Raw genomic sequence first — 26,378 nt, forward strand, 5'->3', positions numbered from 1 at the left:
CAGATTGAGCCAAAATGGCCAGAAATCCTGCAATTTAGATGCGTCTGCCCTGGCTTTTCTATTGTCATCTCACCCCATTAGGCTAATATATCTGAAAGATAGATGTTTATACGAGAAGAGGAGGGGTCATGAATGCGAAAAATCAATTAACTCGACCCGCATTGGGTGCCGGGAAATGGTTTCCCGGAACAACGACGCAACTTAAACAGACCATTGCTGAACAGTTTGAAAATGCCTTCATCCCGGAAGTCAAAAACCCCATTGTTGCTGTCATCGCTCCGCACGCAGGCTATGTCTATTCTGGCCCCACAGCAGCCTACACCTATCGCGCCATTCAGGAAAACAACCTCATCCATGGCGCTCCTGATACCGTGGTCATTCTAGGGTTCAGTCATCGGGAGCAAAATCAGGGTGTCGCGATCATGGATGGGGATACATTTTCCACCCCACTCGGAGCAACCCCGCTGGATAAGGATTGCGCGAGTCTTCTTGTCAAAGCCGACTCACGGATCAAATTCGATTACCGCCCGCACATGGGGGAACACTCGCTTGAGAACCAAGTTCCCTTTATCCAAACTGTGATGCCCGCGGCCTCCCTGGTTATGGCCATGATTGGCCCGAGGGATATGGACCTCCTCGATGCTCTCGCCACTGCCCTAAAGAAGTTAGCAGTGAAGAAAAAGATACTCGTAGTAGCCAGTTCTGATATGCTACACGATCCGTCTTACGAACGGGTTCGTAAAACAGATCAAGCCACCCTTCGGAAAGTTATCGGGATGGATATCCAAGGGATCATGCATGACTGGGATTTTTCCCACCAGATATTCTGCGGAATCGGCCCCGTGGTCACAGCAATGAGTTATGCACAACAACAGGGCTGCAAAAAAGCCACTTTACTGCGATATCGCAATAGCGGAGATGATTTCCCTGAAAGCCGGGGAGAATGGGTCGTCGGCTACGGCGCCATCGCCTTTACCGCCTGATAGGGGCAATTCAGGATGAGCCATCCCTCAAACCATCTTAAGATCACCCTTGTGCAAGTGGACGCGGGACGCGATGTTCAGGCTAACCTGACCCGCACCAAGCAACTCCTTACAGGCATCGGCGCCACTGACCTCATTGCACTTCCCGAGGTCTTTGCGATGCGCGGTAGTGATGATGACTATCGCAGCAACGCCGCCCCCCTGACAGGACCGCTGATGAACTTCCTGGCCGCCATTGCCCATCGCCATAATGCCTGGGTTTTAGCCGGCAGCGTTGTGGAACATCATGAATCGGGCATTTACAATACCAGCGTCCTGCTCAACCGCCGGGGCGAGATCGCTGCGTCCTATCGTAAAATCCATCTTTTTGACGTTAATCTGGAATCCGGGCCGGTCATTCGGGAAAGCGACCTCTGGCAGGCTGGAACCGAACCCATTATGACTGAACTCGAAGGCTGGAACTGCGGCATGGCAATCTGTTATGATCTGCGCTTCCCGGAGCTCTTCCGCCATTATTCAGCCAAAGGCGCGCAGCTCTTCTTTCTTCCCTCAAATTTCACCCAGCGTACCGGCAAGGACCACTGGGAAATCCTGGTCCGCGCCCGGGCCATTGAAAACCAATGCTTTATGATTGCCCCCAACCAATGCGGCACCAACCCTCACACCGGCATCGCCAGCTACGGTAACAGCATGATTGTCGGGCCCTGGGGTGAAATCCTTGCCCGCTTCGGCAACGAAGAACAAGTAGACACCATAACGCTCAACATCCACGATCTTGAACAAATCCGCCGAACCCTCCCTGCGCTAACGCACAGGAAATTATGAATGATGAATCTAACATGAATCTCACATCTCAGATCTCAGATCTCAAATCAGATACCTTCCCCCTGCTCGTCTCTTGCGCCAAAGGGATCCCCCCTTATGCCAAAACAGAACTAGCAACCATGGGGTTCCCCATCCTGGCTGAATTGGAGGCCGGAATAGAAACCACAGGGACCTTCAGTGACGCCATGCGCCTGAACCTCTTCTTGCATACCGGCAACCGGGTACTGCTCGAACTCAGCCGGTTCAAAGTCCGCCAACCGGATGATCTCTATCAACACCTCCTGACGATTCCCTGGGAAAACATCATTCCCGATGATGGCTATTTCACAGTCACCTCGTTCATCAACACTCCCGCCATCCGTGATGACCGTTTCGCCAATGTCAAAACCAAGGATGCGATTGTGGATCGCATTCGCGAAATAACCGGACGTCGCCCAAATTCAGGCAATGACCGCACCGGCACCGTGGTCTTCCTTTATTGGAATCAAGGAAATGCTAAAATCTACCTCGACACCTCTGGCGAACCCCTCTCGCGCCGTGGCTATCGCAAAATCCCCATGCTGGCCCCCATGCAGGAAACATTGGCCGCCGCCATTGTCTGCGCCACCGGCTGGACCGGTGAAGGCAATTTCCTCAACCCCATGTGCGGCAGCGGAACACTAGCCATTGAGGCCGCCCTGTTCGCCCAAAATCGAGCCCCCGGCCTGCTTAGAAGCAATTTCGGATTCATGCACATCAAGGGATTCGATGATGAGGCCTGGCAGAAAATTCGAACTGAAGCCCGCGCTCTCCCCAAGCGTAAGTTTACCGGCAAAATTATTGCTTCTGATATTCGCGCCGACGCCATTGAGGCCGCCCAGCAAAATGCCCGCACCGCCGGCGTGGAGCAGTTGATCGAATTTGAGATCTGCGACTTTGCCGATTCCCCCGTCCCCGAGGGCGGCGGCGTGCTGGTGCTGAACCCCGAATATGGTGAGCGCATGGGCGAAGAAGAACTCCTCAAGCCTGTGTATCGCGGGATCGGGGACTTCTTTAAAAAACAATGCCAGGGATATACTGGATTTGTTTTCACTGGAAACATGGCTCTAGGCAAGGGTATTGGCCTGCGCCATTCCCGAAGCATCCAGTTTTTCAACAGCAATATCGAGTGCCGCCTCCTTGGCTTTTCCATTTATTCAGGCTCGAAAAAGAATAAGACGCCCGAGACCACCGAACCGCAGGAATCCCCCATTGAGCCCTGACACCTTGTCTGTCCAAATCAGTGAAGTCACCACGGGCGGACGCGGTGTGTCCCGACTTGACGGGAAAGTCTGCTTTATCCCCGGCGTCCTTCCCGGCGAAACCGTAACCATTGAGATCACCAAGGATCGCGGCGGCTTCCTCGAGGCCCGCGCGACCTCCGTGGTCACCCCCTCTCCACACCGTATCGCCCCCGTCTGTCCCCTTGCCTTTCACATCCCACGTTTAACATCTCATAGTTCACCTCTTCCGTCATTCTGCCCCGGTTGCTGCTACCAGCATGCCTCTTATGAGGAGGAAGTCCGGATCAAACATCAACAACTCCGCTCCATCCTCATTCGCCAGGCTGGCTGCACAGAAGAGGTACTCCTGCCTCCGGTTCCCTCCCCCACCCCACTGGGCTACCGGAACAAACTGTCACTCCACGGCCAGATCGATGGCAAAGACCGACGCATCGGCTATTTCATGGACGACAATTGCACCGTACTGGACGTACCCAACTGCCCGCTAGCGGTCGCGCCCATTAACACCTTGCTGAAAGAGCTTCACGATGCCCCCTCTTTCCGACGCACCTTGCGCAGCGACATGACCATCATCTTCCGTTGGACACAGAAAGATGGTGCTGTCTGGTGGCGAAACAAGGCGAATGAAAATGATGTATGGCTGGTTGAATCCTCGATCCTGGGCCCGCTTTCGGTTCCACGCGACAGTTTCTACCAAATGAATCCCAGCCTGGCAGATGTTCTGGTAAACACTGTGCTAAAGCTCATGAATACTGCCCCGCCTCACACAGTAGTCGACCTGTATTGCGGTGTTGGCATCTTTGCTCTAGCAGCCGCTACCCTGGGCATTCCCCGTGTCATTGGTATGGATGTGGACGGCCCCGGCATCAAGGCAGCCGCCTTCAACGCCAAGAATTTAGGCCTTTCGAACATTGAGTGGGTGACGGCCAGTGCCGAGAAGGGAATGATTAAACTTCAGCTGGCTCAGCCTGAACACACCACGCTCATCGTGGATCCACCCCGCAACGGGATGGGGCGCATGATGATCCGCGACATTCTCACCCAGCGACCAGCCCAAATCCTTTATATCTCCTGCGCGCCCGACACCATGGCCCGTGATGTCGCCTGGCTCAAAGAAGGTGGCTATCAGGTCCATTCATCCCAACTTTTCGATATGTTCCCCCGCACCGCCCACTTTGAATCTCTGACCGAACTGCGGCTTACAGTTTAAGGTCAGAATTATGAATATGTCATTGCTTACGGCGAATTGTTTCATATATCGTCAATTCTTCACCTAACAAGGAGATTGACGTCATGAGCAAAAAAATACCTGTTGCGATTCAACTATATTCCCTTCGAGATGTAGCCCCGAAAGATGTGTCAGGAACATTGAGCAAAGTGGCCGCGATGGGCTACCAAGGCGTTGAATTCGCAGGCTATTACAACCTGCCGGGCAAGGAATTGCGGGCCATGCTGGATAGCAACGGTCTCCGTTGCGCGGGCGCCCACACCGGCATTGACTCCCTGGAAGGCGACGCTTTTGAAACGACGGTGGCCATGAACAAGGCTATCGGCAATGATCGCCTTATCGTGCCCTGGGCTGACATGAAGGACGTTTCAAAGTGGATCGATCGCATGAACGCTGCCCACGTCCGTGCCAAAGCCTGCGGCATGCGACTGGGTTACCATAACCATACCGATGAGTTTAAAGCGGAAAAGGGAGTAATCTTCTTTGACCGCATCTTCTCCTCCACCCCGGATGACTTTCTGGTTCAACTCGACATCGGGTGGGCCACCGCCGCTGGCTGTGACGTTCCCGCCATCCTGCGTCGCTACGCCAAACGGCTTGAATCGGTTCACGTGAAAGAATTCCACCCTACTTCCAAGACAGCCGCCGTGGGCGAAGGCTCCGTCAAATGGCCAGCCATCTTCGATGTGATTGAAAAGGAAACGGCAGTGCAATGGTATGTCGTCGAACAGGAAGCTTATGAAATCGGCCCGATGGAGAGTGCCAAAACCTGTATCGAAAACATTCGCAAAATGGGCCGCTGATCCCTCAAGATGAATGTACCAGAGCTCTATCCGTTTCTTCTAGAACCGGCCTACAAAGACTACATATGGGGCGGCAGTCGTATTCCCGCCCGGTTCAACCGTGACCAGCCCGAAGGCGTTTACGCTGAATCATGGGAATTGTCTGACCGTCCAGAGGGCATGAGCTTTGTCGCTAATGGCCCCCTGAAGGGACAGTCCCTCGCCGAACTCGTTACCCGCTTCGGCAAGGAATTACTTGGCCATGGGATCAAATCAGACTCTTTTCCCCTGCTGGTCAAACTGATTGATGCTAAAGAGCGCCTGAGCATTCAAGTTCACCCTGACGATGCTTCAGCCGCACTCGGGATTGGCGAGGCCAAAACCGAGGCCTGGCATATCCTGGATGCCCCCAAGGGCGGGCAGGTTTTTGCCGGACTCAAACCCAATATTACCGAGGTCTCTTTCCTTGCCGCCCTCAAAACTGGCCAGCTGGAAGGAACGCTCCAATCAGTCCCCGCAACCGCAGGCGACACCATCTTCATACCCGGCGGCCGCGTCCATGCCATCTGCGAGGGCTTACTGATTCTGGAGATCCAACAAAACTCCAATACCACCTACCGGGTCTATGACTGGGGCCGGGTGGACAAAGCAGGGAAGCCCCGGGAGCTCCACTTGGATCAGGCGCTCAAAGTCATCCATTGGACGGATGCGGCCCCCGTCAAAACGATTCCGCGCCCCATCAGCGAGAAGTCTGGCGCATTGGTCACCGAATTGGTCGTCTCCCCCTATTTCCGATTGGAGAAACTGGATATTACGGCCCCATTTTTTGTCCAACACGACGGCGCCAGTTTCCAGGCCCTCTTCAGCGAAAAAGATGACATCAAAATCATGTGCGAATCGGGAACCGAAACCGTCCCCGGCGGCTGCACCTGCCTGATCCCCGCCAAGCTCAATCGCTATACGCTCAAGCCCACAGGAAAACAGGCGACCGTTTTACGGATCTCGGTGCCCGTCACTTCCCCGACCTGATGATGGGGCGACTTAGAAATCATTCCGGGAACGCTTCTTCATAAAGAAGCTGCCAATGCCCAAGACGGCCAAACCGATCACAAGACCGATTCCTGCAATCTTAAGCCAACCCATGTGAGGGGTCTCGGAGGCAGTAAGAGGTTCCTCGCCCGTCGTCACTACGGCAGGAAGATTAGTTACCACGGGCACGACCACGGGCGGGGGCGGGGGAGGAAGCGGCGGTAATGCGGCAAATCCCTTTGAGAGCAATTCAATGGCCTTGGCATCACGCACTTTGCGATCTTTGCTACCCAACACAACGGCAATCACACGTCGCCCATTTTTCTGGGCCGTCGCCACAATCGAATACCCGCCGGCGTTTATAAATCCCGTCTTCAACCCGTCGCAACCCGGATATTCATGCAAAAGATGATTATGACTGCGCATCACAAAGGGTTGTGGCGCATTGGGCCGGAAATTCCGCACCTGAGTAGACGTATATTTTATGATCTCGGGATGCTGGGAGATCAAGGCCCCGGCCAGCTTGGCCAAATCCCGGGCCGTTGACGAGTCACCCGCTTGTCCAGAGGCAGGCGGAAGCCCATGCACCGAGTGAAAGGTCGTGTTACTCATTCCCAGTTCAGCTGCCTTCTTGTTCATTAACTCTACGAACCCTGCAGAAGAGCCCGATGCACTCAACGCCATAGCCATGGCTGAATCATTAGCCGACTGGATCATCAGGGCATACATGAGGTCCTCCAACATGAAAACCTCACCCTCTTTCAGATAAACCTGCGACCCGCCGATCTTTGACGATTCCGCCGTGACGGTCACCATATTGCTTAGACTGAGTTGCCCTGCGGCAATTTGGTCTAAAAGCACCATCATATCCATCAGTTTGATGACGCTCGCGGGAAACCCGGAGGCGTCCGCATTTTGCTCAACCAGCACTTGCCCTGTCGCCGCATCCACAACTATCGCGCCGAGATAGGGGTCTGCAGTCCGGTTAGGCAACGCCGTTCGCCCCTTGGAAGCAGTCGCCTTGGATTTACTGGTAGTTACCACAGCTTTCTTGGTCGGATGCGTTGCCGCCAGGGCGTTACCCCCCATCGCCAACACCACCGCACAAAACACCAAAACAAAACACCGCATCGATTTCGTTGTCGTCATTGAGTCCATTCGCTTTCAAAAATAAAATAAGGGGACTGAATATACCGCATAGGCCCCGCGGCTGTCCATTGATCTTCAGCCATACATAATCTGGTCCGGAATATTAGTTAGCTTTTCACCGCCGTCAACCGTGACGGCAAAGGTGTTTTCAATACCAATCACCCCTTTGCCCGGGATCACGAACTTAGGCTCAATAGCAATGACCTGCCCCGCTTGAAGCGGAGACTTGAATCCCTTGGCAAGAATGGGCCATTCATCCAACTCCAGACCGACCCCATGCCCGACAAATCGCGACTGCTCGCCCGGCATGCCCATAAAGAACTTACCCAGCCCGGCCTGTTCAGCCATTTCCGCCGCACGAAAATAGAGCTCTTCACAAATCGCCCCTGGCTTTAATGCCATTTGCAGAAATGTCTGAATTTCAAGTGAGACCTCAAAGGCACGTTGCAATTCGGAATCAAGCCGCCCCACAACGAATACCCGGGTCATATCTGTGATGTAGCCATTAAAAACACCGGTATAATCCAGAAATACTGGCTCATTTTCTTTAATCAGATCCATAGAGGAGCCATAGGGTGCGGCGCTGGATAGACCCCGCCCGGTAACTGCACCATCAAAAGCCCCATGCGCTGCACCCCCAGCAGAAACCGCCAGACCCAGAAAAAGCTCCTGATTGAAGGCCCGCATCCGGATATACCCTTCATTCCCCGCCTTGCGAAGCCGATATTCAAACTCGGCCGCCAGATCCACTTCCCGCATCCCCACCTTCAGAAACTTTGGAACCTGACTAAAGATTTCGCCAATCTTGCTCCCACTAATACGCAACTGATTCAATTCGAAGGATGATTTGACCGAACGCAACTCTCGATTCAACGAAGTGATATCAACAAATTCGCAGCCTGGCAGTAACTTGCCATAATAATTCATCTGTTGAACAGGCACCACGTCGAAGGTCAAACCGACTTTACGCACTGCGTCATTGAACAAAGCCGGAAAATCTTTGCTGGCAGGGAAAGGTCGCACATCGGCTACGACACTCTCCGCCTGGGCTCGCGCAAGACTCTTCCGCACCAGCAACATCGGTTCTCCAATAGCTGGCATCCACAAGGCCGCATTCTGATTCGTACCACAGAAGTAATAGACATCGATGGGGAAAATGAAAAAGGCCCCATCAAGTCCTTGTTCACGAATCAATGCCTGCATGCGGGTAATCCGCCCTTTGATTTCATCGCGAAAAGTCATAATTCCTCTATTCAGCTTAACGTTTAGCCTTCACAGCTTTAGCTTTCAGTTTACCCGCTTTTTTCTTAACTACTTTTTTAATTTTGGCCCTGACGGGCACTTTCCTTGCTTTTTTAGTCGTCGGCGCGGGAATCCTCTGCGACTCCGATTCAGCAGCCATTTCGATGCCAAATACATTGCCCACTTCGGCGCTATCGAGTACGGCTACGTCACCCATCCCTGTCCCTGTCGTGAGCGCTTCCACTGCCCCCGACTGACTAATCAACTCCTTGTGGTCCACATGCCGTAACGTAAACAACAACTCGGGCTTTTCATCCAAACGCGCCCCGACCCCATACATTACAGCCGCCACATGCTTACACATTTCAGCCCAATCGGGGCAGGAGCAGTCCAGAATAATTTCTGAAGGTGCAGGGAAGAGTCCGCCATTTTTACTCGTCATCACCCCCATCACCCGCTCGGATAACTTGCCCGACAGAAGCTCCATCAAAGAACCAATAGACCCGGCACATTCCTTGCGCAGGCTGTCCCATTGTTTTTTATCCACCGGCTTGATGCCGACCTTGATCTTGTACAAGGAACTTCCACTTACCAGGGCTTCGATCTCGCCACGCCGGATATCGAGATGCAGCACGGAACCATTACGCACATAGGATCGCCCACGCGGCAGGCGATTCGCATAGTCGCTGTAGGACTCCAGGTTTTCACACCACGCTTTGCCCCAAAAAGTGCGGGCAATGGTTTTTCCATTCAGCTGAACGGGTTGATGGGCATCTCCTTTTTTCAACAATTTCGCCGCCGCTTTCGCCGCTTTTTCTTTACGCACAGCCACGGGCACATAAGGCGGATACCTATCGTAACGGCTATAACTTTTTCGTCCCCATCGACTCATATTTTTTTATCCTTTCTTATAAACTATTCCAAAGAAGCCCGATCAATGTCCAGCGAGACAAATTTAATGAGTTCGTCATTGCTCATTTCCGTCAATCGGACTTCCCCGCCTTCGCCATCAACCACGTCGCGGGCCAGAGCGGCTTTCTCTTCCAGCATCATGTCAATTTTTTCCTCAAACGTTCCCTTGCAAACAAATTTATGCACCAGCACATTCCGCTTCTGCCCAATACGGAAGGCGCGATCCGTCGCCTGATTCTCAACAGCCGGATTCCACCACCGGTCAAAATGAATGACATGCGAAGCCGCCGTCAGATTGAGCCCCGTCCCACCCGCCTTGGTTGTCAGCACAAAGAATGGGGGGCCATCTTCAGTCTGGAAGGTCTCCACCAGCCGGCGCCGATCTATGACCGGAACCGCACCATGGAGAATCAAGCCCGGCCGCCGGAACACTTCGGCCAGACAAGCTGCCAGGGGCTGTGTCATTTCCTGGAATTGGGTAAACACCAGGGCCTTCTCTTGACGCTGAGCAATCTCTGCCGCCAGTTCACGCAGGCGCATAAATTTCCCGCTTTCGTCGGGGCCGTAGGTTTGATCGCGAAGCCAATGCGATGGATGGTTGCAAATTTGTTTGAACCGCATGATATAACCCAGCACTAAACCGCGTCGGGCAATCCCGTCGACTTCCTCCAGCTTGATTCTCATTTCCCGGACCGATTGCTCATACAGCGCCGCCTGTTTTCGTGATAACGGGCAATAGGCCTTGACCTCCGTCTTATCCGGCAAGTCGGCAATAATCCGTTTGTCTGTTTTGAGCCGTCGAAGGATGTAGGGGCGCACCAAATTTCTCAAGGCGCCCAAACCTTCGCTACTGCCTGAGCTCGCTTTAATATAGTCACTGAACCGTTTCGCTGAGCCGAGAAGTCCGGGATTGAGATAATCAAAAAGGGACCATAAATCACCTAACCGGTTTTCTATCGGCGTGCCTGTAAGCGCCACCCGATGCGTAGCGCGAAGTTCTTTTACCGCCTTGGTCTGGCGCGCCGAGGGATTCTTGATGGCTTGTGCCTCGTCCAGAATCGCCAGATCCCAGTCCTGCCGACGCAACTCCTCCCAACGGCCCACCAAGCCGTAGGTGGTCAATACTAAATCACAGCCTTTCACCGCAGCAGCGACATCCGCCTGAACTCGCCGCCAGTCTTCGCTGGACATATCCGAGGGGTGCAGAACAAGAGCCTTAAGCGATGGCGCGAATTGTTTGATTTCAGATTGCCAGTTCGCCATGAGTGAAGCCGGGGCAACCAAAAGACTGGTCCTCCCCAGTTTATCACCCCTCTCATGTTTTCGGGCCGCAAGCAAACCCAGCACTTGGATGGTTTTGCCCAAGCCCATATCGTCGGCCAGGCAGGCGCCCAAGCCCAATGTGTTCATAAACCGTAACCACTCAACCCCGGTCTGTTGATAGGGGCGCAACACCTGATCGAGCCCGTGCGGGATTTTCGCATCGCCCAAGCGCGTCGGATCACGAAGCACGGCCAGCGTCTCGTCCAACCAGGCTCCGGCCTTCAATCCAAGCCACGTCTTGGTTTCAGAAACGTCATCACCGACTTCGGCCGCAACCCCGCCCTCAACTCCCGTCAACATCCGCAAGGCCGCTCCAAAGGACACTCCTTCAGACGCCGCCTTTTCGGCCTTCTTCCACTGCTCCAACGTATCACGCAGCTTTTCAGGATCGGCCTCAACCCAGTGTCCCCGGATCAACACCAACCCGCTGGAGGCCTCCATGAGTGCCTTCCACTCTTCCGGAGTCAACGGCTCTCCACCCAGCGTCGCTTCCACACTGAAATCCAGCAAGGCATCCTGCCCCAATCCGCCCTTTCGTTTTTCCCCGACCAGCACACTCACTATCGGCCTGGCGGGGCGGTTGCCACCCCAGCGATCCGGCATGCGAACCACAACCCCGTTCTCCTCAAAAAGCGGAATTTCTTTAAGAAACTGAAACGCCTGATCCGGTCGCCAGGCTAGTGGTTTAAAAAGGCTTCCACTCTCCACGAGATTCTTCACAAACTTACTTTTCTCAGCGGAACGATAAACCGGGCTCAATAGTTTCAAAAGCGCGGCGTGCTTGCCTTCACCTGCATTTTCGCGCAGGGCCTGCCCAAGGGGTCGGTGCTGGATTTGGCCTCCCGCCGAAACCCCGATGGAATAGGTCGCTAAAAAAGCGAACGGAAACTCGTTATTTTTAGGATTCTCGGCCAAGTGAAAGCATACCCGCCCCACCAGCCGCCAGATCGGACTGAGCGCCTTCAAAAAGGCCTCCACACCACTGGCGTTGCGACCAGCCTCAAGTCGCGTGCCTTCATCCAAAACAACCCAAAGAGCGCGAAGCACATCTCCCGACAAATATTCCCCACCTACCATCGGCGGCGCATGGTCAACCAGCGCCATCACATCAGCCTCTGAGGGGAGCGGCGTGGCTTGATCCAACCCTTCAATTTCTGGCCTATGGCAAAACTGGGTCAGAAAAAGACGTGAAAACTTCCGCCAGAAGGCCGGGCAGGCAGGCATTTGAGTCTCCGACTCGCGTGAGGCCAAATGTAACAGCCCTGCGGTTACACTGGAAGAGAACGCCGTGGCAACACGCCCGGCCGCCGCCTCTACCGGCCACATCTCTCCGTCATGAGCACTCCAGAAAAGATGTCCCTGGGGATTGAGCGCGAGGGTTGGATAATCCGGCATGTCAGTCATTGTCGAGTCAATTCCTTATTCATAAATTGACTGAAAGTACCCCCCATTAGCCAGATATCTCTGGCCGGGACAGCCAGAGTCGAACAGCGGCGGCAAATGCAGTAAAATCATCACGCCGCGTTTTGGCTATGACAAAAACCTGATCCGACTCAACCTTTTCGTAGTAATGCACAAGCCTGTTGCGAAATTGCGCCATCAATCGATATTGCGCCAGAGTGTCCGCAGGCAGAACACCATGTTCCGCCAATACTGTAAACGCATCGGCATACGAAGAGGGTTCACGCCATTTCTGATCCGAAATGATGTGGTGACAGATATCCAGACAACATTCAATGGCAATATGAAGCGTTCGCTCCACAAACCTCTGACTCCGGATGTCTGCTGAAAACGCCTCCAATCGCATCTCTTGCACCGAGCCTAAATCCTGATAATAACTATCAAGACTCAACAGCAACCGATTCAACAGTGCGATATCAACCATGTGCCAATCTCCTGACTCGTTGTTCCTGAAAATACATGGCATCCACATAATCTTTAAATGCCGTCAATTCATACAAGCGCCGCTCCATCGGTGACGCCTCAAAAAGGCGTACCCCATCGCGAATGGCTTCATGCTGAAGGATGGCAGACACCCTATTCAACACCACCACGTCCACCGGCTTTTTAACAGCCTCAGATAGCCAGTCGGCCAGTTGCAGATCTACAAGCTGCGACTCCTGCCCCTTAACCACAATTCCAATATCCACATCACTATCAGGGCGGGCCTTATTACGGGCATAGGACCCAAACAGGTAGGCAAGTCGAACTTCGGAATGTTCTCGACAGAATTCCGCAAGAAGATCTGTCAGATTACGGGACATCTCATTCATAACTACATTAAACGCCTCCCGGCTCAAACGGTCAAGCCCCGAGCTTTGCGCCCAAAACTGCGGCAGAATTGCGGAGCGGTGCCCAGAGCCTTTTGACCTATTTGGCACTTGTTTCGCCGACTATTCAGGGACTGTTCTTTGCCGCCCTAAAACTAAACGCATCATACTATTAGCTATCTCGCTAAGATTACTGGAATCCTTGCATCTTATGTCTAGTCTGGCTAATATTTGATTCATGTTTATTGATCACCTCACGATCAACACGACTTAATGAAAAAATTGGAATATAAAATCGAAAATGACTCGCTGAAACGCTGGATTCTTAAGGAGGATCAGCGCATTTATGTAGCCCGTACAGAAGGCACCCTGTCAAAAAAACGGACTACTTTCCGTACCATTGACCTTTTTGCAGGTGCAGGGGGCATGTCGCTCGGTTTCTCAAAACTCCTTGGACATCCATTTGTTCCCGTATGGGCTAACGATTTCAACCGGGATGCCGTCACCACTTACAACGCCAATTTCGGCCCACACGCTGTTTGCGGAGATATTGTATCCCTTCTTGAATCTACGGACGTTGAAATCCCGGAAGCCGATGTTGTTATCGGAGGTCCACCATGCCAGGGATTCAGTCTCCTCAACAAAAATCGCGAAGGGGATCCCCGCAAAGAACTCTGGCGTCCTTATCTTGAGGTTGTTAGACGTTGCAAGGCGACTGTTTTTGTCATGGAAAATGTCCCCCAATTGCTGGGAACTTTTGAACACGATGAAATTATTGGCGTGGCGAAATCGCTTGGTTTCAAGGTTGCAAGCGCCATGCTCTGCGCAGCGGATTACGGAGTACCCCAGGTTAGAAAGCGTGCAATCATTATTGGCTGCCGATTCGCGGATCCTAATCTGGTCTTTCCTCCACGCAAATCCCACTACGATCTATCGAAAACGCAGATTCAGCCCTCGCTTTTCCGCTCAGGTGCAGATGATTATGTTCCTGGCACTCAAAAGTGGCGAACTGTGCGTGATGCGATTGGCGATCTCCCCCCGCCTGAAGATATTGGAATTCGCAATGTTCCGCCTCCCCTGGACCTGCATTTCGGACGGACACCTACCCCAAAGAGTATTGCCCGATATAAGGCAATTCCCGAGGAGGGAATGAATCGGTTCGACCTCCAAAGGCGTGCCCCAAAATTGACACCTGAATGTTGGATTCGCAAAACATCAGGTGGCACGGATTTATTCGGTCGTTTATGGTGGGGGAAACCCTCTGTTACCATCAGAACCGAGTTTTTTAAGCCGGAGAAAGGTCGGTACCTCCACCCAGTACAAAATCGCCCCATTACACACCGGGAGGCGGCCCGATTGCAGTCATTTCCAGATGACTTTATTTTCACAGGAACCAAGATTGAAGTGGCACGCCAGATTGGCAATGCGGTTCCGCCTCTCCTTGCGGCGCGCATAGCTGACATTGTCTATCTTCTCCTCTTAAACCGCGAACATAAGGCTCTTTCATGACTACATCGGAACTTGAAACAACTCGGCTGCAAATCGCCACACTTATTGCAGACTTCGAGCATGAACTGCAGGAGGGCAACCTGCGGACACGAGTTCTGGCCCTAATTCCAGTTTTCCATCAATTGCGCTATCTTGGAAGTTCACTGATTCCCGCTGAAGGGAAAAACGCTGCACGCGACCGAATTATCCGTTATTTTCAAACTTATCCTGTGACAGTGATAAAAGGTGATGAACTCATGGTTGTATCCGGCATCCAGGACTGGCCTCGCCGCGTGCGCGAACTCCGTGTTGAATTTGGTTGGGCAATTGCCAGTGGCATGACCGTGAAAGATATGCTCACGGATCTCGACCCTGCGGAGAACATGACTGATCTGGCTGGTATGCACCCCTCTGACTATGTGCTCCTATCTCAAAAACAAGACCGGGATGCCGCCCATCGATGGAATTTGGCAAACAGTCTGCGAGGCAGCAATCTTTCCGTGCGGGATCGAATATTAGCTTTTTTCGAAGAAAGCGTTGGCCAACCTGTAACGGGAGAGGAACTCCGCTACGTATCAGGCAACAAATCCGACTGGCCTCGCCGCATCAGAGAACTCCGGACTGAATTCGGCTGGCCTATTGTGACGAAAAACACAGGACAACCCGACCTGCCGGTAGGCGTCTACGTCCTTGAACGCGACCGGCAAAGCCCTGAACACGACCGCACCATTCCTGACCCGGTGCGCGGAAGAATTCTCCAACGCGATGGTTATGCCTGCAAGAAATGTGGATGGACACATGCAGCATGGAACCGTTCGGATCCTCGCCACCTAGAGCTACATCACAAGAAGCATCATGTTGTAGGCGGCGAAAATTCTGAAGAAAACCTCACAACGCTTTGCACAGTTTGCCATGACGACCTTCATCGTCACAAGTAGAGATAGAGCCCTTTTACGCCACATTTCCATGCTTTTCCTGTGAAATTCGAGAATCCAAGTCGCATTCCCACAGGGATATCCTCTGCCTTGACCTTCATTCCGGCTTTCTTGACAAGTGCCTGATTCAATACAAGTTCCCCCAGTATGCGGTGGGTTAGAGTGGCAGGATCTTATATTCAGTGCCCCTCAGAACTTCGGCTTTTTCCGATGTTCGGCGAGGAGTGTCTGCAGAACCTCAAAGCGGCGGACATCGATTGCGCCGGACACAAGGGCAGTCCGGAAGGCGCAATTGGGCTCACGATGATGCTGACAGTCACGGAATCGGCACTGACCTTGTAACGGGCGTAATTCACGAAAGCCGTCCTCGATCTGCTCACGAGACAAATGAGCGAGACCAAAGGCCTGCAAGCCAGGGCTATCAATCAGCGCCCCACCACCGGGCAGGTCATACCATCGGGCATGGGTAGTGGTATGCTTGCCGCTATTAAGCGCTTCCGACACGATTCCCGTTTTGGCGGCCGCCTCTGGCACCAGCGCATTGATCAGGGTCGTTTTCCCCATACCAGATTGGCCTACCAGCAATGAAACCTGTCCCGACAAGTGCTGACGCAGCATATCCAGATTGCCGGCTTGCGCACTCAATTCGAGCACGGGATGCCCCAATTTTGCAAACGGAGCCAGCAAGTCACGTCCACGTTGAAGATGGGTTACAAGGTCACACTTATTAAGAACGATTAGCCCGGAAATATTCTGAGACTCGACCGCACAAAGGCACCGCATGAGCAATTCATCGCTGAACCCCGGCTCCGTTGCCGCAACAATCACCACCTGCGTGACATTGGCAGCAATCAGCTTCTCCTTAAAAGCATCCGCACGATAAAGCAAACTACGCCGCGGCAGAAGCACATTGATGACACCCTGAGTGGCTCCAGAGGCTTCCACCTCAACTTCGTCACCGCAGGCATAAATGCTTTTTTTGCCACGCGGGTAACACATGAGCAGGTTGCTCCCAGCAACTCCGCCCTCAATCCGGACTTCATACTGGCGCCCATAGGCCGCAACGATAAGCCCTTTGAGGGCGACAATGTTTTGAAGAATCATTTAAATATTATTATAGCTTGGCTTGACACTTTACGTCAAGTTGGGCAAAACGACCTAAATTCTCGCCTAATAGCAGGATCACAATTCATGAACGCCTACTGGGCCCCACAATGACGCAGCTCACGCAAGGTTCGCCCTCAAAGTCCTACAGGATGCGTAAAACCCTGGTCTTACGGCAGGAATTTGCCCCGCTTCAACTTCTCGGGCAGATAGGTTTCAAGTACGTAATTCAAGCCGTGCTTGGCAAAGGCCTGCTGCTCAACACGTACCCCCATCTTGAGCATCTGGTTGAGCGTATCCTGCCACTCTTTGTGGTGGCGGATAAAGGGGTCGTTTTTCAGGGCGTCCTTCGCCCGCTTGATATCCACTTCTTCCAGCGGATGCGTGGCATCCTGCAAACCGAAATCCAGAATGTCCTGCGGGGTTACCCCCAAATAATGCGCCTGGGGTACACAGAAGAATTTATTGATGTGGGCAGCCTGCCCGGAACCCACCTTTAAGGTCCGATAAATATTGCAATACCCATAGGGATCCCCATCGGTAAACACCAGAACCGGCAACTTCTGGTCATCGGCGAGCCGCCGGATAAATCGCCGACAGGCCCGGGTGGGAACCCCGCTCATGGAAATGAGCACACAGTTGGCGGTCTCATAATAGCGGTGATGCACCAGACGCTGAAAGAGTGAGGAGGTCTCAATCACCAGAATGAATTTGGCCTTGGACTCGAACTTCAGATGCTCTACCCGCGAAGGAATACTCCACGCGCCCGACCCTAACTTGCTGCAATTGATCTTCACCACTTCGCCCGTGGCGGGATTCTGATCAAGCACAATCAAGGGACCCGTTACGTCACCGCCACGCTCCTCAGGGATATAACCGATTTGCTCCCGGTTGACCCCCAGCATAGCCTCCATGTCATCCAGCAACGTATCGCTCTCGGGCTGTTCCTCAAACCGGCATTCACCCCAGCTTTTACTATTATAATAAATCTCGCGTTTTCCGGCGATGTCATTCTTGTCGACCAGATCTTTCTTGGTCGTCGCCAACAACCGCATGGTTTGGGCAAAAGCCTTGACGGTATTGTAGCTGAGGGTTCGGGTTGCCGTCTTCCCGCGGATCTCGAAGTAGCCTGCTTTCGGATCATACTTCACATTGGCAAGCGACCGGATGGGAAACTTCATCGAGGGCTTCTTCATCTTCTTAATGATGTCGTTGTACACATCACGGCCCACCGAAAGAATTTTATCCGCAACGCCCTGTCGGGAAATCATTAGCGCCGGCTCGCCAGAACCAGCTGTTTTCTTGATGGTCTTCTTTTTTGCCATGATCATCTCCCTCGTCAGGTTTCCAAATGGGACCGTTCCAGCATGGTCTGCAGGGTTTTCACCACACGCGCCTCATCCTTGTCCGGCAGATCAAGAATATCCTTCAGACCCAGCGCCAGATGCGGAATATATTTCACAATGTAGGAGCGTTTCCGCTCCGCCTCATGTTCGCGATTGCGCCGACTGAGATGAACCGACAGGCGCCGTCCGCATTCCTGCATGCAAAAGGTAATCTCGCGGATAATCTCAGGGTAATGAGCAATGGCTTCCTTGCTCTCACTCGTAAACGGCACCCACACACTGGCAATATGAACCATGATCACCGCTGGACCGACGGGAAGTGAGCCGCGCGGCTGAGCCAGTCCGTAATTCTTCCAGTTCACGCCCGTGATCGCCTTGGTAATGGCGCAGGCACCCCCCATATAGAGCAGAGGCACCCGATTTGCAAACCGAAGCAAGCGCACGGGATCATCTGCACTCAGCCCTTCATTCTCGCCCGCCTTGGCAAAGGCCATCCCCACTTCCACCTGAAAGGGATTCCCACGATAAACTGTGGGATCACGCGTGACTGCCGTTATAAATTCAGCTTGGATTTCCTTGGCCAGCCCACCCTTGATCAACTCCTCACCAATCGGCGACAGGCAATCGGTCGGGGGCCGCATCAACTTGGTGTCATTCACCGCCTTGAACAGGGTCTCTACCTCCCGGTTGGCAATCCGACGCGGATTAGCCTTTGGATCCAACCCGGCACGAGTGCAGATATCCAGCGCCGTCGCACTGCTCACCCGCGAAAAATCGTCTGATAACGCACTCCGCAGGGTGCGCGATTCAGTATCGCGCAACATCTGCATTAACATGCCTAATTCAACCCCATGGGGATGCGGCTTGATCTCAACCGGGGGCGTAGGTAACTTTTCAGCCAGCCTCATCCAGGAGATCCATTGGCCTTCCGCCGGTGGAACGCCCGCCTTCTCACCAGCCTCAGCCTCTTTTCCTTCCCTATTCAGGAGGTTGATGCGGTAGTGCAATTGCAGATGGGGATTTGAGATCAGGCATTGCCTCAGAAACTCATCCACCGAAAGTTTTCCCCGGAAATATTGCGCCTCCATCTCAATCATCACGGAGGTTCCATGCGTATGGGTTTCCTGAGCCGCAGGCTTCCCATCGACCCCGATACGCGGGAATGTGGGCAGCCATTCGAGTTCACTGTCCTTGAGAATCGTGGGAGTGTTTTTGCGGGTATCGATCTGAACCTCGATATGATGAGCCTGCTTTGAGCGTGGCAGCTTGGACAAAATCCGTGTGGCTGTCCCGGTCGTCAACTGACCATACATCCCCGCCGCACTAATGCCAATTCCCTGCTGCCCACGCGACATCCGCAAACGGTGGAACTTGGAGCCATATAACAGCTTTGCGAAAATCCGGGGCACTTGCTGACGCATGACGCCCGGCCCATTATCTGTCACCTCCATCCGGAATCGCTTCTCGCCGGACTGGGTGATTTCGACACTGATTTCGGGCAGGATGCCCCCTTCTTCGCAGGCATCCAATGAATTATCAACCGCCTCCTTAACGGCGGTCAGCAAGGCTTTGCGCGGACTGTCAAATCCAAGAAGATGACGATTCTTTAAAAAGAACTCAGATACCGAAATCTCGCGTTGTTGGCGCGACATGGTCTCTGCAGTGGCGGTGGGTGCGGGAGTTCGTGCCATGAGGGATCCTCCTAAATATAATCAAATCAAGCTTTTCCAAGCTCACGACTTCGCTGGGCGGCAGCCTGTATCGTCCGGCCAAGAATGCCCGCCATCACTTGCGTTTCCAATACTTCACGACCGGCCGCGGTTGTGCCTTTGGCGGAGGTGACGGCCGTTGCCAGATCTGAGGGGCTCATCTCTTTCTGCAACAGTAACTGCGCCGTTCCCACCATGGTTTGAGCCCCCAGAATCAGCGCCTGCTCCCTTGGCAAGCCCTCCTTAACCGCCCCTTCCACCAGCTGTTCAAGCAAATAGGCAAAAAAGGCCGGGCCAGATCCGCTCAAGGCCGTTACCGCATCAAAAAGTAACTCAGGCACTTCCAGCGCCCGACCACAGCAACCCAGCAAGTTAGCGACCATCACGCCATCAGCAGCAGTCGCCCGACTTCCTCGGGTATACACGTTCATTCCGGCCCCAACAAGGCAGGCCATGTTCGGCATGACGCGCACCACCCGTCCGGTAGGCAGCAGGGATTCCAAATAAGACGTGGATTTACCGGCAGCAATTGACACCATCAGATGATTGGCGGAGATCAAGGAGGCCAAATCGCCCAACACCGCGCCAAGCTGCTGCGGCTTCACCGCCAACACACAGATTGGCGCAAGCGCCACAACTTCGGAATTGGAAAGCGTAACCCTGACTCCATAGACATCATTTACCATCTTCAGGCGTTCACCACTGATATCCGACACTACAATTTCGCCCGGACCGGCAAACCCATTCGCAATCAAACCAGAGATCATGGCCTCCGCCATTTTTCCAGCTCCAATAAATCCGATTTTAGACATAGTTCCCCTCATTCATCGATCGAAGGAATGGCAGCCCTTGTAAAGGCACTCCACCAACATGTTATAAGGCTTCAAAACAAGGCCGCGCCCCGGAAACTTAATATAAGACGCCACGACCAGCAGAGTCGTATATAGCACCAAGGACAGCAGGATTGTGGTTCCCATGACCCCGCGTATCCCATGCGACTGTGGCCGAGGCGAGGACGGGGAATCAGATTCTGCCCAGTCTGCCGGGAGTTTGTCGTTTATCTCCCCCGCCTCATAGGCCCTCAATACCTCCATCACCCCGTTTAGGTTTTTTTCAGAGGCGATATGTCCATGCGTGCGATGAACGGTCTCAATCACTTCAGGAGCTGCATTGGCCGGACATGCGGTGCGGCAAGGTGGCTCCAGTTCCATCATACTGATATCATTATGCCCGTCACCCACCACCAGGATCTGAGAATTGAAAATGCCAAGATGCCGGGCAAGCTCCCTTACAGCCAGACCTTTGGTAAACGGGATCACACGTACACTGATCTCCCCAGGAGTTTGAAACGTTTGAAGATATTTGTAAGGCCGGACCTGCTCTCTGAGCACTTCAGCCCCAAACGTAGCGGCACTTTCATCGTCAAACCGAAAACATAGACGATGCGCTTTAGACACCATCACCCTGACAAAAGGATTTTGCGCCAGCACGGCTCTCCGAATCTTCGGTAGAGCCCGCCTCACGGTTTGCTCATCTTTCCACTGCAACCAAAGGATTCTGATATTCCAGATCCAATGCGGAAGATACCCCCATTTTTTACATTCAAAAATAAAGGCGTGATTGACAATCACATAGTCCGGCGAAATTCCGAATACGCGCATGGAGCTGAAGATGTGCTTGTAGCAGCTCAGACTACGTCCGGTGCAAACCACCCAAAGCATCCCGTAGGTCGTTCGAAGTTCAGCAATTCGTTCACGGAAAGCCCGGTATTGGTCAAACTCGGGCCGATGGCCCATCAGCGTGCCATCGGCATCGGTGACAAACATCCGGATCTGCTTGAGAATATTTTCCGAAGAACTCATGAGTATAAATGAAATGGGCCGACCCGCTTTTCAGCGCATCGGCCCGGAACTTAAAAGACTTCCTGTCTCAATCCGCTCATTTCTTTGCCGCAGCCGATTCCTTGATCAGGTTCAAGGCAATCACTTCGCGCTGAATCTGATTGGTACCTTCGTAGATCTGCGTAATCTTCGCATCACGCATCATCTTCTCAACGGGATACTCCTTCATGTAGCCATAACCACCCAGGATCTGCACGGCATCCGTGGTCACCTTCATTGCGGTATCGGACGCAAACAGCTTGCACATGGCCGAAACCTTGCTGATATCCTTCGCCCCGCTGTCAATGTACCGGGCGGCGGAATAAATGAGGGCCCGGGATGCCTCCACTTGCGTGGCCATATCCGCCAGCATGAACTGAACTCCCTGGAAGGAGCCGATCGGCTTGCCGAACTGACGACGCTGGCGACTGTACGCAACCGCCTCATCCAACGCACCAGCCGCAATACCGAGAGCCTGTGCGGCTACTCCGGGACGGGAACTGTCGAGGGTCTTCATCGCGACAATGAATCCCATGCCTTCTTTACCCAACAGATTCGCCTTGGGAATTCGGCAATCCTGAAAAACCAGTTCGCGGGTCGCGGAAGCGCGAATGCCCATCTTGTTTTCCTTCTTGCCGAAGGTGAACCCCGGGGTCCCCTTCTCCACGATGAAAGCCGATGCACCCCGTGCGCCTTTGGCCTTATTGGTCATCGCCACAACCGAGTAGATTTCAGCCTCGCCGCCGTTGGTGATCCACTGCTTGGTACCATTCAATACATAATGATCGCCATCCACCACTGCGGTGGTGGTGATTCCACCGGCATCTGAACCGGCATTGGCCTCAGTCAGTCCGAAGGCAGCCAGCGACTTCCCGGATGCGATGCGGGGCAAGTACTTCTTTTTCTGATCGTCGGTGCCGAAAAGAATGATCGGGAAGGTGCCAAGTGCTGTAGCTGCTAATGCCAGAGCAATTCCGGAGCAAACCTTGGACAACTCCTCAACGGCCACCGAGAGCTCCATGATCCCGCCACCCATGCCGCCGTACTCCTCGCCAATGTAGACGCCACAAAGATCGGCATCAGCAAACACCTTTACGATTTCATGTGGAAATTCATTTACTTCGTCATAATGCTCGCGGATCGGTTTGATTTTATCCTGAGCCACTTGCCGACAAAGATCCCGAATCATCACTTGCATTTCAGTTAAACCATAATCCATGTTATTCACTCCCAATAAGTTACAGTCAATCATTGCCAGCATTCACCAGCCCAAACTTGCGGGACTATAGAAAACGACAGAGGAAGGATCAAGGAAATCCTTTCTACGGCCACCAGCAAAGGGTTGCCTGCAACCAACACCTTATGTAAAGTCCCACCAGTAACCCAACGGGAAGGATTGAAATTATGGATGAAATCTTAACGCGGCAAGCCTCACGACTTGAAGATGAATTTTTCGCCAAAAAGGATGCCATCTTGATCGAGCAGCGCAAAAAGCTATTGGCCATGGAACATACCCAGGCCGCACTCACCGCCGTTTCAGGTATCCGCAATGAAGCCATTTTGAAAAAACTCGTCGAATTGAACATCCACCCGGATCTTCTTGCAACACTCACGTTGGTCCCACTGGTCGAAGTGGCCTGGGCGGATGGGGAAATTCAGGAAGGTGAACGTAAAGCGATTCTGGCAGGGGCTTCAAAAATCGGAATGAGCCACGGCTCAATCGATTACACGATTCTTGAAGAATGGCTCAAGCAAAGCCCGCCCAAATCACTGCTCACGGCGTGGATTCACTATATAGAGGGGCTTTGCGAAACCCTCACCCCTGCCGAATCCGAAAACCTCAAAAACACCCTATTGGCTCAAGCGCACGCAGTGGCCGAGTCAGCTGGCGGATTTTTAGGCCTCACCTCCCCCATATCTAATAAGGAAAAAACCATTCTCGACCAAATGACGGCGGCCTTTGCCCCGAAATCCGTATTGTAACATCCCCCCTGCTTTGCTAATAAACCCGTCGCTAACATGGGCGAGTGGTGAAATTGGCAGACACGCAAGACTTAGGAAGATGCCGATCCTCTTGCTCATTGTTGCACATATCTGCAACACGCTGTAGCAGTTGAGGTTGGAACTCGGTCACTTTGCGCATGGCTGCAAGAAAATGCCACTTGTCGCATGAAAAATGTGGCGCAAACTGGCGCAAACTTTTTGTGGAAAATGGCGGCGTTATCGGATGTAACAGCCGGGGCAAAGCGCCAACTCGATGTCGCGGGCAAGCGGATCAATTTTTCGACTTCCACTCATGGTTTGCTCACAAGTCGGGCCGGTCTTTCCATGCCGTACCTTTACGAACATCAGGCAGAAGCAACCGAACCCCCTGATTGTCAGCGGGATTCAGCCAGAGCATTCGGGTAAAAACGATGGCGGCTTCGTCAAGACGCTTCAGGCGCCAGAGACAAAGTCCATAGCCATGCAGGCACCGAAGGTAAGGCCTATTATCGACTAGCCCCCAGGGAAGAACACCGGAAAAGTCGGGGCCGAGCGAGATTTCGCCGATTTGCCTGCCGATGTCATAGTGACGAAGCGCCGTCGCCGGTTGACTGTCGAATTCCAAGTTTCCCAGGTGTGCATGGGCGTCGAGGCAGCGCAGGTCGGCAATGAGCAATGTGTTCAGCACTTGGTGTGCCTCCGCAAATTCGCCTGCCTCCTTAAGTTCAACCGCCTCCGTGATGGGATCAGTATCAATATCCAAATCTTCAGGAGACACTCCGGGCAAGATTTGTTCCATCTCATATTCCGGCCGTGGACCACGGGACTTGATCGCCTTCTCCCAATCAAGTTCAGTTGCATCGTCCTCGCCCCAGTAGTGATTCTCAGGATCCCACACGCCAAAATCGTTAAGTTTGAGTGGCTGAAGGTTCAGGGCTCCAAGATCAAACCGGGTGCCTGTGATGTCGGCCGAGAGGTACGGATGGCCCGCATAGCTCCAATGCTTCCTCGGCAGAACCGTGACAATCTCACCGGACACGACATCCCACACATCGGCCGATCGCAACGTCAGTTCCTTGTCCTTTCCCAGCAATCGGCAACGGGCAGAGTCCTGCTTTTTGATGCCCAGAACGATCAAGTCCAATGGTTTGGCGAGATCGATCTCGCCCACCCCGACTTTGGTCTGCTTGATCTTCTCTCTGTATTCGGCTCGTCGCGACTTTCGCGGCTGAGGTACGCCAAGCCACTGCCGGTATGCCATGATATATGGGGCCGCTTTGGATCCGGAGGGAAACTCGACATCCGCAAGCGCCACCTCATAGGTCTTGCCGTCCGCTTTCTGGCATGTTGCCCTGAGTCCGCGCTGAGTATTACCGTCATACTCGATCTTCTTGACCGACACGGTCTCGCCGATTACCGACCCCTCTGCGGGTAACGGCACCTCGTCCTCGAATGTCTGTCGGAATGCCCACAACTGCTCATCCTCACCATAGGCGTCAACGAGTATATCTTCCAACAGTCTGTCAATTTCCATCATAACTCACGTTCTGGTTTGGATCCGCTATTTTTCAACCTCCGAAAGGGAGTAAAATTGCTTGTATTTTCACGCCACATATCAGATATTGTTAATGCAGGTTCGGCTCAGGGACTGCTTCGGCGGTTCCAAAAGCGTTACCTGCTTTTTTATTTCCCCCGTCTCGTCTCATACGGATCGGGAATGTAAACGATCCCGTGCATGGGGTATACCTGTCCGCTCTTGTAACCATCGCCACTAAACTGCAGGCTTTGAATGTCAGACTCAAACGCCCCGGCGATCTCCGATCTCACATCAGCATTCATGCCAACAGACGGCAACCTGAATCCCCAGTTGATTGCGTAAATGCAGAGGTCCGCGACCTGTACGGGATAAGCCATATCCGAAGAAACGAAAAATGGCACCGGAACAATCCTAGACGTTCGTTGCTTGCCAGTCAGCGTCTTGGTAAAATACCTGTGCATCTTGCTCACGAACGCACGGTCTTCGACGCGCTCGGTCTCATCCATTACAATCAACCCGGTCTCTTGCTCTCGTTCGAGGAAATAGAAATACCGCTCAAAAAGGAAAACATGATCCTTCCGCAGATACTCTTCGGTTTCAAGTGAAGACGGGCGGGCCACTGTTCGCGGAATAGCCGTTGCAAAAATAGTCCCCCGATGTTCGCGAAGCAGGCGAAGCACATCCCTCATAAAGGAGATGCATGCTTGGCCATAGCCTGTGAATTCTGGCCTCGTCGGCGTCTGCTGGGCGGCCCCTTTATTAAGAAACGCCAACGCCAAACGCCGCCGCTCCTCCGCCTCCAGCGGGGATCCTTGATTGGCCCACTTGAAAACCCTATTCTTGAGCAACTTCATGCCTTTGATCTCAGATCCGAATTGGTGCAGATATCCTCCAAAGTTTGCCAACTCAGCGGCCTGAATGTTCCGGACAAATTGCCAAAGATCGGAATCATGTAGCGCGATCCCGCCACGGACCTCGTACGGGACAACTCCGTGGTCATGCCCACTCTCATCCATAAAAAGAAGATAGCTCATAAGTTAGTGGGAGAATGTCAAAAGGTCCGGATTGGTTCAAGACCGATCAGGGAATCATACATCAGCCGAATTTTTAGATTTAGGATTCATGCGCTTGTGCGCCACCATGCGCAATACTGTGTGCGTGACCCTTGACCGTGTCATCTCACTCAGGTATCTTTGCCCCAGATGTCATTGGAATAACGGTGGTTGCGATATATTATAATGAGGTTTGTTCTGCCGAAATAATGGCGCAAACTGACGCAAACACATCAAGCAATAACATCCGAATGCAGACATAAGTATTTGATAGTAAACAGGTTGGGCGAGTGGTGAAATTGGCAGACACGCAAGACTTAGGATCTTGTGCCGCAAGGC

At 53.0% G+C, this 26,378-nt stretch carries 24 protein-coding genes; 9 read left to right on the forward strand and 15 right to left on the reverse strand.

The window, feature by feature from the left end; translation table 11 throughout:
- Positions 1-128 precede the first annotated feature (128 nt).
- The 6 genes from amrB (at position 129) to WCI03_11490 (ending at position 6,109) form a co-directional block, all read left to right on the forward strand.
- Positions 129-983: an AmmeMemoRadiSam system protein B gene (gene amrB, locus WCI03_11465; GenBank protein MEI8140469.1), complete on the forward strand. Its 855-nt coding sequence runs from the start codon at positions 129-131 to the stop codon at positions 981-983.
- A gap of 15 nt (positions 984-998) precedes the next feature.
- Entirely contained in the window at positions 999-1,808 is an 810-nt protein-coding gene (locus tag WCI03_11470; protein MEI8140470.1) for a carbon-nitrogen hydrolase family protein, read from the forward strand.
- The gene (locus WCI03_11475; protein ID MEI8140471.1) at positions 1,805-3,049 is read left to right on the forward strand and encodes a class I SAM-dependent RNA methyltransferase; all 1,245 of its coding nucleotides are present in this window, start codon (positions 1,805-1,807) and stop codon (positions 3,047-3,049) included. Before WCI03_11470 ends, WCI03_11475 begins: the two co-directional genes overlap by 4 nt.
- On the forward strand, positions 3,039-4,280 hold the full coding sequence (locus WCI03_11480) for a class I SAM-dependent RNA methyltransferase (protein MEI8140472.1): 1,242 nt from the start codon (positions 3,039-3,041) through the stop codon (positions 4,278-4,280). Before WCI03_11475 ends, WCI03_11480 begins: the two co-directional genes overlap by 11 nt.
- A gap of 83 nt (positions 4,281-4,363) precedes the next feature.
- Positions 4,364-5,101, forward strand: coding sequence for a sugar phosphate isomerase/epimerase (locus WCI03_11485; GenBank protein ID MEI8140473.1), 738 nt, complete (start codon positions 4,364-4,366; stop codon positions 5,099-5,101).
- 9 nt (positions 5,102-5,110) lie between these two features.
- Positions 5,111-6,109 (forward strand): type I phosphomannose isomerase catalytic subunit, encoded by a 999-nt coding sequence (locus WCI03_11490; GenBank protein MEI8140474.1) that lies wholly within the window; start codon positions 5,111-5,113, stop codon positions 6,107-6,109.
- Positions 6,110-6,121: 12 nt separating this feature from the next.
- Here WCI03_11490 and WCI03_11495 read toward each other — a convergent pair whose 3' ends face one another.
- The 6 genes from WCI03_11495 to WCI03_11520 form a co-directional block, all read right to left on the reverse strand.
- Complete coding sequence (locus WCI03_11495) at positions 6,122-7,258, reverse strand: D-alanyl-D-alanine carboxypeptidase family protein (GenBank protein MEI8140475.1); 1,137 nt, start codon at positions 7,256-7,258, stop codon at positions 6,122-6,124.
- 75 nt (positions 7,259-7,333) lie between these two features.
- Positions 7,334-8,500 carry a Xaa-Pro peptidase family protein gene (locus tag WCI03_11500; GenBank protein ID MEI8140476.1) on the reverse strand — a complete coding sequence of 389 codons (1,167 nt, stop codon included), beginning with the start codon at positions 8,498-8,500 and terminating at the stop codon, positions 7,334-7,336.
- Positions 8,501-8,516: 16 nt separating this feature from the next.
- Positions 8,517-9,392, reverse strand: coding sequence for an SWIM zinc finger family protein (locus tag WCI03_11505; protein MEI8140477.1), 876 nt, complete (start codon positions 9,390-9,392; stop codon positions 8,517-8,519).
- Between the two features lie 23 nt (positions 9,393-9,415).
- Positions 9,416-12,139 carry a DEAD/DEAH box helicase gene (locus tag WCI03_11510; GenBank protein MEI8140478.1) on the reverse strand — a complete coding sequence of 908 codons (2,724 nt, stop codon included), beginning with the start codon at positions 12,137-12,139 and terminating at the stop codon, positions 9,416-9,418.
- 46 nt (positions 12,140-12,185) lie between these two features.
- A complete protein-coding gene (locus WCI03_11515; protein MEI8140479.1) occupies positions 12,186-12,620 on the reverse strand; it encodes a DUF86 domain-containing protein in 435 nt (144 codons plus the stop codon).
- Positions 12,613-13,008 (reverse strand): nucleotidyltransferase domain-containing protein, encoded by a 396-nt coding sequence (locus WCI03_11520; protein ID MEI8140480.1) that lies wholly within the window; start codon positions 13,006-13,008, stop codon positions 12,613-12,615. The genes WCI03_11515 and WCI03_11520 overlap by 8 nt, the downstream gene beginning before the upstream one ends.
- Positions 13,009-13,278: 270 nt before the next feature.
- On the opposite strand from WCI03_11520, the gene WCI03_11525 reads away from it, so the two are divergent.
- Together WCI03_11525 and WCI03_11530 are read left to right on the forward strand one after the other, a co-directional pair.
- Positions 13,279-14,514: a DNA cytosine methyltransferase gene (locus WCI03_11525; GenBank protein MEI8140481.1), complete on the forward strand. Its 1,236-nt coding sequence runs from the start codon at positions 13,279-13,281 to the stop codon at positions 14,512-14,514.
- Positions 14,511-15,431 carry an HNH endonuclease gene (locus tag WCI03_11530; GenBank protein ID MEI8140482.1) on the forward strand — a complete coding sequence of 307 codons (921 nt, stop codon included), beginning with the start codon at positions 14,511-14,513 and terminating at the stop codon, positions 15,429-15,431. Before WCI03_11525 ends, WCI03_11530 begins: the two co-directional genes overlap by 4 nt.
- Here WCI03_11530 and WCI03_11535 read toward each other — a convergent pair.
- The 7 genes from WCI03_11535 to WCI03_11565 form a co-directional block, all read right to left on the reverse strand.
- Complete coding sequence (locus tag WCI03_11535; protein ID MEI8140483.1) at positions 15,422-15,559, reverse strand: hypothetical protein; 138 nt, start codon at positions 15,557-15,559, stop codon at positions 15,422-15,424. The two genes, WCI03_11530 and WCI03_11535, sit on opposite strands and share 10 nt — an antisense overlap.
- Positions 15,560-15,617: 58 nt before the next feature.
- On the reverse strand, positions 15,618-16,532 hold the full coding sequence (rsgA, locus tag WCI03_11540) for a ribosome small subunit-dependent GTPase A (protein ID MEI8140484.1): 915 nt from the start codon (positions 16,530-16,532) through the stop codon (positions 15,618-15,620).
- A 170-nt stretch (positions 16,533-16,702) separates the two neighbouring features.
- Complete coding sequence (locus tag WCI03_11545) at positions 16,703-17,803, reverse strand: DNA topoisomerase IV subunit A (GenBank protein ID MEI8140485.1); 1,101 nt, start codon at positions 17,801-17,803, stop codon at positions 16,703-16,705.
- 68 nt (positions 17,804-17,871) lie between these two features.
- Positions 17,872-19,569 carry a DNA topoisomerase VI subunit B gene (locus WCI03_11550; protein ID MEI8140486.1) on the reverse strand — a complete coding sequence of 566 codons (1,698 nt, stop codon included), beginning with the start codon at positions 19,567-19,569 and terminating at the stop codon, positions 17,872-17,874.
- 26 nt (positions 19,570-19,595) lie between these two features.
- On the reverse strand, positions 19,596-20,399 hold the full coding sequence (gene proC, locus WCI03_11555) for a pyrroline-5-carboxylate reductase (GenBank protein ID MEI8140487.1): 804 nt from the start codon (positions 20,397-20,399) through the stop codon (positions 19,596-19,598).
- 12 nt (positions 20,400-20,411) lie between these two features.
- A complete protein-coding gene (locus WCI03_11560) occupies positions 20,412-21,449 on the reverse strand; it encodes an HAD family hydrolase (protein MEI8140488.1) in 1,038 nt (345 codons plus the stop codon).
- 76 nt (positions 21,450-21,525) lie between these two features.
- On the reverse strand, positions 21,526-22,686 hold the full coding sequence (locus WCI03_11565) for an acyl-CoA dehydrogenase family protein (protein MEI8140489.1): 1,161 nt from the start codon (positions 22,684-22,686) through the stop codon (positions 21,526-21,528).
- A gap of 185 nt (positions 22,687-22,871) precedes the next feature.
- Here WCI03_11565 and WCI03_11570 point away from each other — a divergent pair, with 185 nt between their 5' ends.
- Positions 22,872-23,450, forward strand: coding sequence for a hypothetical protein (locus WCI03_11570; GenBank protein ID MEI8140490.1), 579 nt, complete (start codon positions 22,872-22,874; stop codon positions 23,448-23,450).
- A gap of 322 nt (positions 23,451-23,772) precedes the next feature.
- On the opposite strand, the gene WCI03_11575 is transcribed toward WCI03_11570, so the two are convergent.
- Both WCI03_11575 and WCI03_11580 read right to left on the reverse strand, forming a co-directional pair.
- The gene (locus WCI03_11575) at positions 23,773-24,987 is read right to left on the reverse strand and encodes a cytoplasmic protein (protein MEI8140491.1); all 1,215 of its coding nucleotides are present in this window, start codon (positions 24,985-24,987) and stop codon (positions 23,773-23,775) included.
- Positions 24,988-25,133: 146 nt separating this feature from the next.
- Entirely contained in the window at positions 25,134-26,021 is an 888-nt protein-coding gene (locus tag WCI03_11580) for a DUF3800 domain-containing protein (protein MEI8140492.1), read from the reverse strand.
- Between the last annotated feature and the right edge of the window lie 357 nt (positions 26,022-26,378).

The sequence above is a fragment of the bacterium genome, assembly GCA_037143175.1.
GTDB lineage: Bacteria > Verrucomicrobiota > Kiritimatiellia > CAIKKV01 > CAITUY01 > JAABPW01.

What these genes read in the sequence shown, in the direction of transcription:
- WCI03_11490 (MEI8140474.1), top strand. Translation starts at nt 5,111, where the DNA reads ATGAATGTACCAGAGCTCTATCCGTTTCTTCTAGAACCGGCCTACAAA.
- proC (MEI8140487.1), bottom strand. Translation starts at nt 20,399, where the DNA reads ATGTCTAAAATCGGATTTATTGGAGCTGGAAAAATGGCGGAGGCCATG.
- WCI03_11550 (MEI8140486.1), bottom strand. Translation starts at nt 19,569, where the DNA reads ATGGCACGAACTCCCGCACCCACCGCCACTGCAGAGACCATGTCGCGC.
- WCI03_11530 (MEI8140482.1), top strand. Translation starts at nt 14,511, where the DNA reads ATGACTACATCGGAACTTGAAACAACTCGGCTGCAAATCGCCACACTT.
- rsgA (MEI8140484.1), bottom strand. Translation starts at nt 16,532, where the DNA reads ATGATTCTTCAAAACATTGTCGCCCTCAAAGGGCTTATCGTTGCGGCC.
- WCI03_11560 (MEI8140488.1), bottom strand. Translation starts at nt 21,449, where the DNA reads ATGAGTTCTTCGGAAAATATTCTCAAGCAGATCCGGATGTTTGTCACC.
- WCI03_11485 (MEI8140473.1), top strand. Translation starts at nt 4,364, where the DNA reads ATGAGCAAAAAAATACCTGTTGCGATTCAACTATATTCCCTTCGAGAT.
- WCI03_11470 (MEI8140470.1), top strand. Translation starts at nt 999, where the DNA reads ATGAGCCATCCCTCAAACCATCTTAAGATCACCCTTGTGCAAGTGGAC.
- WCI03_11475 (MEI8140471.1), top strand. Translation starts at nt 1,805, where the DNA reads ATGAATGATGAATCTAACATGAATCTCACATCTCAGATCTCAGATCTC.
- amrB (MEI8140469.1), top strand. Translation starts at nt 129, where the DNA reads ATGAATGCGAAAAATCAATTAACTCGACCCGCATTGGGTGCCGGGAAA.
- WCI03_11575 (MEI8140491.1), bottom strand. Translation starts at nt 24,987, where the DNA reads ATGATGGAAATTGACAGACTGTTGGAAGATATACTCGTTGACGCCTAT.
- WCI03_11500 (MEI8140476.1), bottom strand. Translation starts at nt 8,500, where the DNA reads ATGACTTTTCGCGATGAAATCAAAGGGCGGATTACCCGCATGCAGGCA.
- WCI03_11505 (MEI8140477.1), bottom strand. Translation starts at nt 9,392, where the DNA reads ATGAGTCGATGGGGACGAAAAAGTTATAGCCGTTACGATAGGTATCCG.
- WCI03_11545 (MEI8140485.1), bottom strand. Translation starts at nt 17,803, where the DNA reads ATGATTTCCCGACAGGGCGTTGCGGATAAAATTCTTTCGGTGGGCCGT.
- WCI03_11525 (MEI8140481.1), top strand. Translation starts at nt 13,279, where the DNA reads ATGAAAAAATTGGAATATAAAATCGAAAATGACTCGCTGAAACGCTGG.
- WCI03_11570 (MEI8140490.1), top strand. Translation starts at nt 22,872, where the DNA reads ATGGATGAAATCTTAACGCGGCAAGCCTCACGACTTGAAGATGAATTT.
- WCI03_11510 (MEI8140478.1), bottom strand. Translation starts at nt 12,139, where the DNA reads ATGACTGACATGCCGGATTATCCAACCCTCGCGCTCAATCCCCAGGGA.
- WCI03_11515 (MEI8140479.1), bottom strand. Translation starts at nt 12,620, where the DNA reads ATGGTTGATATCGCACTGTTGAATCGGTTGCTGTTGAGTCTTGATAGT.
- WCI03_11495 (MEI8140475.1), bottom strand. Translation starts at nt 7,258, where the DNA reads ATGACGACAACGAAATCGATGCGGTGTTTTGTTTTGGTGTTTTGTGCG.
- WCI03_11520 (MEI8140480.1), bottom strand. Translation starts at nt 13,008, where the DNA reads ATGAATGAGATGTCCCGTAATCTGACAGATCTTCTTGCGGAATTCTGT.
- WCI03_11580 (MEI8140492.1), bottom strand. Translation starts at nt 26,021, where the DNA reads ATGAGCTATCTTCTTTTTATGGATGAGAGTGGGCATGACCACGGAGTT.
- WCI03_11565 (MEI8140489.1), bottom strand. Translation starts at nt 22,686, where the DNA reads ATGGATTATGGTTTAACTGAAATGCAAGTGATGATTCGGGATCTTTGT.